Here is a 4,657-nt window from a genome sequence, read left to right on the forward strand (position 1 = left end):
GGCGGCCACCACCGCGTTCCCGGCGGCGCCCCAGCACCGGGCCGAGGGCGTGAGCGGCGGCCTGTCCAAGGCCCACTCGGGTGGGGCCGCCGGACGGGCCGCACCGGTGGTATCGCCCACCGAGCGCCGCGGGCCGCTCGAGTCCGTCCTCGTACTGCGCAGGATCGACCCGTGGTCGGCGTTCACCACCGTCCTGGGGCTCATGTTCGCCCTCTACCTCGTGTGGATGGTCGCGATCGGCGTGACCTACCTGCTGCTGTCCGGCATGGGCGTGTGGGACCGGCTCGGCGGGTTGCTCTCCGGGGTGGCCGGCGACGAGTCCGCGTCCGTGATCGGGCCGTCGACGATCTTCCTCTACAGCGGCGGCGTCGGTCTGCTCAACGTCCTGTTGCTGTCGATCCTGGCCACGCTCGCGGTGTTCATCTACAACCTCGCGGCCGACCTGACCGGCGGCGGAGTGCAGGTGACGCTCAGTGACCGCCGCAACTGACGCGGCACCGGCGGACGGCCCGGAGGCCGCCCGGCGCGCTGTCCGTGACCGCCTCCGAGGTGCCGATTTGGGTCCGGGGGAGTGCGTCGGGTAGATTCATCCATCGGTACGAGGGCCTATAGCTCAGGTGGTTAGAGCGCCAAACTGATAATTTGGAGGTCGGAGGTTCAAGTCCTCCTAGGCCCACTCCGCAAGGCAGACGCCGGATCCGCACCCTGCGGTCCGGCGTTTATGCTTGGCGGTGACGGGGCCTTAGCTCAGTTGGTAGAGCGCTGCCTTTGCAAGGCAGATGTCAGGGGTTCGAATCCCCTAGGCTCCACTCATCGGCGCCCGCCGCGCGGACCGCGCCGCAGCCCGCCGCGGCACAGGACGCCACCCCGACCGACGCCGGACCCGGCGGATAGGGAGACCGTGCAGACCACCCCCCGCTCGTCATGGGTCCCGTTCGTCCTCATGGCCCTGGTGGTGACCGTGGCACTGGCGTCCAGCGCCACACCCTCCCCCCTCTACGTCGATTACCAGCAGTCGTGGGAGGTCGGCGACACCACCATCACGGTCGTCTACGCCGTGTACGCCCTCGCGGTCCTCGTGCCCCTGCTGTTCCTCGGGCGGCTCTCCGACGCCATCGGTCGCCGACCGGTGATCCTGGCCGGGCTGGCGCTGCTGGCGGCGAGCATGGGAATGCTCGCGGCCGCCCCGTCGGTCGCGTGGCTGATCGCGGGCCGCATCATCCAGGGACTGGCGGTGGGGCTGATCACCGGCTCTGCCTCCGCCGCGCTGATCGAGCTCCATCCGACCCGCGATTCACGGGTCGGCGCACTCACCAGCAGTTCCACCACCAACTTCGGTATCGCGGTGGGAGTGCTCCTCGCGGGCGCCGTGGCCACCTCGTCGTCGTCTCCCCTCGTGCACCCCTACCTCGTGATCGGTGCGGCCACCGTCGCGCTCCTCGTCGGCGTGGCCACCGTCGTCCCGGAGACGGCGGGCGGCTCCTCGACGGCGCGCGACGCCCTGCGGGTCCGGCCTCCCACGGTCCCGGCGGAGATCTGGTCCACGTTCGCCCTCGCGGCGGTGTGCGTGATCGTCTCGTGGTCCGTCGGCGGCGTCTTCCTGGGGCTGGGCGGGGCGATCGCGCGCGACCTCATGGGCCGGTCGGACTACATGGTCACCGGGCTCGTGGTGGCCAGCCTGCAGGGTGCGGCGGGGATCGCCCAGCTCGTGTGGAACCTGCGATCCGGGCCGGAGCGGTGGCGGCTCGGGGTGGCCGTCGGGGTGGGGGCCCTGGTCTCCGGGCTGGTCGTCGCATCCCTGTCGCTGGAGGCCGGCGAGGTGGCGGGCTTCATCGCCGCGGCCGCGCTCACCGGGCTGGGCATGGGGCTGCTGTTCCTCATGGGCAACACGCTGGTGGCGCAGAGCGCGCCCCCGGCGGTACGCGGGCAGGTCTTCTCCGCGTTGTTCGTGGTGGCCTACACCTCGCTCGGTGTCCCGGCGGTGGTGGCGGCGGTCATCGCCGAGGGCATCGGGCTGATCCCCGCCTACCACGTGCTCGCGCTCGTCGTGGGCGTGGTCGCCCTCGGGGCGCTGGTCGCTGTCACCCGCGCGCGACGGCCCTGACCGACCGGGGCGCCGGCGGGCCGGTACGCGGCCGGCGGCCCTACCCTCTGCTCAACGCCTGCGCGGCGGCCACGACACCCAGCGCGGCCAGCCCGGTGCGGATGCGGTCCGAGGCCAGGAGCGCGGCGATACGGGGTCGGTTGACCTGTTCGCGGGCGATGCCCACGTGGAGCGGAACGACACCGGCGGTGATCGCCGGCGCCGCGACGCCCGCCGCGCAGGCGACGAGCGTGGCGGTCAGCCCGGCCCGCTCGCGCGAACGGATGGACCCGTAGGCCGTCCACGCGGTCGCCCCCAGGCCCGCCGCGTACAGCGTCAGCGCGATGGGGGCGATGCGGCGGGCGTGATCGGCCTGGCGTTCGCCGATCCCGTGGGTGGGCCCGTCGAACAGCTCGGGGTACATCACCGAGGTGACCACCGACTGGAAACCCAGGTGGACCGCGGACGTCGTGAGCAGCGCGAGGCGGCCCGCTCGGAGCGTCGGATCGGCGAACGCACGGCGTCGGCGGTTCATGCCCGCCACGCTACCTCTCGCGGGAGCGTCCCAGCAGGGCGCGGCCCTCGCCGTCGTCGGTCATCGCGCGGGCGGTGCGGAGCACGACGCGCCACCCCCGGTCGGGAGCGTCCACCGACCCGCGCCGTTCGAGCTCCCACCGGCTGGCCGTCACCCGCACGACGGTGTACCGACCAGGCTTGGAGGAGCGCACGACGAGCTGGGTGTAGCCGGTCGCCACGGCGCGATCCCCGTCGAGCAGGACCACCGGCAGGCTCGGGACGTGACCGCACCCGTGCGCGATGAGGCCCTGGTGCGCGTCGCCGGTCACCATCTCCACCAGACCGTCGTGGCCCTCGAGGCGGCCGGTGTCGACGTCGTAGACGCCGTCTTCGGTCCACAGCTCGGCCACGCCCTCGGCGTCGCCGGAGTCCACGCGCGGGGAGTAGGCCGCGAGGATACGGAGGATCGCCAGCTCGTCCTCGGCGGCGGCGAGGCGGTCGTGCGTGTCGGTGAGGCGCGCCTCGAGGGCGGCCAGTCGGGCGTCGAGGGAATCGAGGCTCACGGCCTCGGAGGAGGAAGTCATGGCTCCCACATTAATGCGCCGCCTGACTGGGTGAACACGTTATAGTTCCGGTATGGCGGACACTACATCGGACACCGGTCCATCGGTCTTCACGGCCGACGTCCTGGTCGTGGGGATGGGCATCGCCGGAGCGTGCGCGTCGATCGAGGCCGCCGAGGCCGGCGCCACGGTCATCGCGCTCGAGGGCGCCTCCGGGCCCGGTGGCTCGTCCGCGCAGTCCGGCGGGGAGGTCTACCTGGGCGGCGGTACGGCCACCCAGCGGGCGCTCGGCATCTCCGACACGGTCGAGGACATGCGCGCGTTCCTCACCGCCGCCCTCGGACCCAACGCCGATCAGGCCAAGATCGACGAGTACTGCGCCGGCGCCGTCGAGCACCATGACTGGTTGGTCGACCACGGCGCGGTGTTCAACCACAAGTTGTGGGACACCCCCACGTGGATGCCGGGCGACGACTCGGGGCTCATGTGGATGGGGGAGCGCGCCGAGCCCTACGCCTCGCTGGCGACGCCGGCCGCGCGCGGCCACCGCCCGCCCGCCCCGAACTTCGCGGGCAACGTCCTCATGGACGCGCTCGTCGCCACCGCCGAGAAGGCCGGCGTCGACCTGCACTGTGACGTCAAGGCGCGGTCGCTGATCGTCGAGGACGGCCGTGTGGTGGGCGTGCGCGCAACGCAGTTCGGTGAGGAGCGCGAGTACCGCGCGACCGGCGGTGTCGTGCTGGCGACCGGCGGGTTCGTGGACAACGACCGCATGCTCGAGCAGTGGGCGCCCCAGCAGCTGGGCAAGGACAAGGTCTCCGACGGCCGCGACGACGGCTCGGGGATCGAGATGGGCATGGAGGCCGGCGCCGCGGTGCGTCGCATGCACCAGACCGAGACCGCGATGCTCATCATCCCGCGCCTGGTCGTGGGCTCGATGCTCGTCGACGGTGACGGCCACCGCTTCATCAACGAGGAGGTGTACCCGGGCCTGTACTGCCACGCCGCCGTGCACCACCGCCGCCCGCCGGTGTGGGTGATCATCGACGAGAAGGGCATCGAGGACGTGCCGGAGAACGAGCTGTGGGGCATGCAGCCCATGCACGCGGCCGAGACCATCGAGGAGCTGGCGGCCGACTGCGGTCTGCCCGCCGACGCGCTGGCCGACCAGCTGCGCCGCTACAACGAGGGCGCCGCTCGGGGCGAGGACCCGCAGTTCGGGAAGAGCGCGCAGTGGGTGCGCCCGCTCGAGCCGCCGTTCGGTGCGTACCCCACGGGGGCCGGCGGACCGGACACCTTCAACGGCCTCCCGCTCAAGGCGCAGGGATTCACCCTCGGTGGCCTGCACACCGACCTCGACTCCCGCGTGCTGAGCCGCGCCGGCGAGCCCATCCCCGGCCTGTTCGCCGCGGGCCGCTGCACGCACGGTCTCCACGGTGACGGCTACATCTCCGGCACCTCGCTGGGCGACGGATCGTTCTTCGGCCGTCGCGCG

At 72.5% G+C, this 4,657-nt stretch carries 5 protein-coding genes and 2 tRNA genes; 5 read left to right on the plus strand and 2 right to left on the minus strand.

Going from position 1 to position 4,657, the window contains the following annotated elements; translation table 11 throughout:
- The 4 genes from HMPREF3086_RS08730 to HMPREF3086_RS08745 form a co-directional block, all read left to right on the plus strand.
- Positions 1-490: DUF3566 domain-containing protein (locus tag HMPREF3086_RS08730; RefSeq protein WP_070721385.1), on the plus strand; the 490-nt coding region annotated here is incomplete at its 5' end.
- A 112-nt stretch (positions 491-602) separates the two neighbouring features.
- Positions 603-676 (plus strand) — tRNA-Ile (locus HMPREF3086_RS08735).
- A 60-nt stretch (positions 677-736) separates the two neighbouring features.
- Positions 737-809 (plus strand) — tRNA-Ala (locus HMPREF3086_RS08740).
- A gap of 92 nt (positions 810-901) precedes the next feature.
- Positions 902-2,104, plus strand: coding sequence for an MFS transporter (locus HMPREF3086_RS08745; protein WP_070721387.1), 1,203 nt, complete (start codon positions 902-904; stop codon positions 2,102-2,104).
- 40 nt (positions 2,105-2,144) lie between these two features.
- On the opposite strand, the gene HMPREF3086_RS08750 is transcribed toward HMPREF3086_RS08745, so the two are convergent.
- Positions 2,145-2,618: a hypothetical protein gene (locus HMPREF3086_RS08750; protein ID WP_070721394.1), complete on the minus strand. Its 474-nt coding sequence runs from the start codon at positions 2,616-2,618 to the stop codon at positions 2,145-2,147.
- A 10-nt stretch (positions 2,619-2,628) separates the two neighbouring features.
- Positions 2,629-3,183 (minus strand): nuclear transport factor 2 family protein, encoded by a 555-nt coding sequence (locus HMPREF3086_RS08755; protein ID WP_070721389.1) that lies wholly within the window; start codon positions 3,181-3,183, stop codon positions 2,629-2,631.
- Between the two features lie 52 nt (positions 3,184-3,235).
- Here HMPREF3086_RS08755 and HMPREF3086_RS08760 point away from each other — a divergent pair.
- A partial coding sequence (locus HMPREF3086_RS08760) for an FAD-dependent oxidoreductase (RefSeq protein WP_070721392.1) occupies positions 3,236-4,657 on the plus strand: 1,422 nt, incomplete at its 3' end.

The organism is Dietzia sp. HMSC21D01 (assembly GCF_001815995.1).
Lineage (GTDB): Bacteria > Actinomycetota > Actinomycetes > Mycobacteriales > Mycobacteriaceae > Dietzia > Dietzia cinnamea.

Excerpts from the sequence above, each read along its gene's own strand:
- HMPREF3086_RS08750 (WP_070721394.1), bottom strand. The coding sequence starts at position 2,618 with ATGAACCGCCGACGCCGTGCGTTCGCCGATCCGACGCTCCGAGCGGGC.
- HMPREF3086_RS08755 (WP_070721389.1), bottom strand. The coding sequence starts at position 3,183 with ATGACTTCCTCCTCCGAGGCCGTGAGCCTCGATTCCCTCGACGCCCGA.